The following is a 2,025-nucleotide window of genomic DNA, read 5'->3' on the forward strand; positions in this document are numbered from 1 at the left end:
GCGGCCGGTGGGCGGAGGGCGCCGTGGCCGGCCGCGGCCTCGTAGGCGGCCGCGGCGTCGAGCACCCGCTGGTCGCCGTGGCGCGGGCCCACGATCTGCAGGCCGACGGGCAGCCCCTCCGCGGAGAGCCCGCACGGGACGGTGACCGCGGGCTGCTGGGTGAGGTTGAAGGGGTAGGAGTAGGGCGTCCAGCTGGTCCAGTCCTGGCTCGGGGACCCGGCCGGGACGTCCGTGCCGGCCTCGAAGGCCGTCCGGGGCAGGGTGGGCGTCACGAGGACGTCGTAGCGCTCGTGCAGCAGTCCCATCCGGCGGCCCCAGGCCATGCGGCAGGCCGTGGCGTCGAGGTAGTCCTGGGCGGTGAAGCCGTGGTGCCGCTCGAGCGCGGCGCGCAGGGAGGGGTCGACCCGTTCGAGCGCGCCCGCCCCGCAGCCGGCCACCACGGCCGCCGCGCCGCTGAACCAGAGCACGTGGTAGGCCCACACGGGGTCCTCCTGGCCCAGCTCCACCTCCTCGACCACCGCGCCGAGCTCGGCCAGCACCCCGACGGCCGCCCGCACGGAGCGTTCCACCCCGGGGTCGTTGACGCCGTAGCCGAGGTCCGGGCTGAAGGCCACCCGCAGGCCGGCCGCCCGCTCCGGGCCGGCCAGCCGGCCGAGGAAGCTCCCGGTGGGGGTGGGCAGCGCGGACCAGTCCCGGGGGTCGTACCCGGACAGGGCGTCGAGCATCGCGGCGGCGTCGGCCACGGTGCGGGTCAGCGGCCCGGCGTGGGCCAGCGTGCCGAAGGGGCTCGCCGGGTACAGGGGCACCAGCCCGTAGGTGGGCTTGAGCCCCACGATCCCGCAGAAGGAGGCCGGGATGCGGACGGACCCCCCGCCATCGGTGCCCACCGACAGGGCGCCGAGCCGGGCCGCCACGGCGGCGGCCGAGCCGCCCGAGGAGCCGCCGGGGGTCCGGGCGGTGTCCCAGGGGTTGACCGTGACACCGGTGCGGGGGCTGTCCGTGACGCCCTTCCAGCCGAACTCCGGGGTGGTCGTCCTGCCGACGAGCACCGCGCCGGCCTCCTTGAGCCGGGCCACCGACGGGGCGTCCTCGTCCCACGGCCCGGCGTCGTCGACGAGCAGGGAGCCGCGCAGGGTGGGCCGGCCGCGGGCCAGGAGCAGGTCCTTGACCGTGGTGGGCACCCCGTCCAGCGGTCCGCGCCCCTCCCCGCGGGCCCAGCGCTCCTGCGAGTCCCGGGCGCCGCGCAGCGCCTCGTCGCCCTCCACGAGGCAGAAGGCGTTGAGGACCGGGTCCACGGTCTCGATGGCGCGCAGCGTCGCCTCGACGACCTCGACCGGCGACAGCTCGCCCGCGGCGTAGGCCGCCGACAGCTGCAGCGCGGACAGCTCCAGCACGTCCTGCACGGGACCCCCTCCGGCGGCTACGATTGTCGACAATCAAACTGTAAGCTCTTCGCCGATCCCGTCCAACCCTCCCGGGAGGAGGCGCCCCGACGTGCACACCGTGGTCATGCTCTATCCCGGGCACAGCGCGGAGGACGACTACGCGGTGCTGGAGCGCCTCGTGCCGGACGCCGCCTTCCCCGTGGTGCACACCTGGGAGGGCGGCACCGCGCACGACGTCGGGGCGCTGCTCGACCTCGGCGCCCGCCGGCACCTGGAGCCCGCCGCCCGCCGGGCGCGCGCCCACGCCCCGGACGCCGTGCTGTGGGCCTGCACGTCGGGCAGCTTCGTGCACGGCCGGGAGGGCGCGCTCGCCCAGGCCCGCTGGGTGGCCGAGGCCGGCGGCGCTCCCGCCTCCTCGACGTCCTGGGCGTTCTCGGCGGCGGTCCGGCACCTGGGGGCCCGCCGGGTCGCGGTGGCGGCGACCTACCCGGCGGACGTCGCGGCCCGCTTCACGGCCTTCCTGGCGGTGGACGGCATCACGGTCACGGCGCTGTCCGCCCACGGCGTCCCCAGCGGCGAGGACGCCGGGCGCCTCGACGCCGAGTGGCTGCTCGGGGCCGCGCGGGCCGCGGACGTCCGG

The 2,025-nt window shown here is 77.5% G+C and carries 2 protein-coding genes; one reads left to right on the forward strand and one right to left on the reverse strand.

Annotation, left to right across the window (positions count from 1 at the left end):
* Positions 1 to 1,403: amidase (locus CRM73_RS18995; RefSeq protein ID WP_229588772.1), on the reverse strand; the 1,403-nt coding region annotated here is incomplete at its 3' end.
* A gap of 91 nt (positions 1,404 to 1,494) precedes the next feature.
* On the opposite strand from CRM73_RS18995, the gene CRM73_RS19000 reads away from it, so the two are divergent.
* Positions 1,495 to 2,025: maleate cis-trans isomerase (locus CRM73_RS19000; protein WP_229588773.1), on the forward strand; the 531-nt coding region annotated here is incomplete at its 3' end.

Source organism: Kocuria sp. CCUG 69068 (assembly GCF_020833785.1).
GTDB lineage: Bacteria > Actinomycetota > Actinomycetes > Actinomycetales > Micrococcaceae > Kocuria > Kocuria rosea.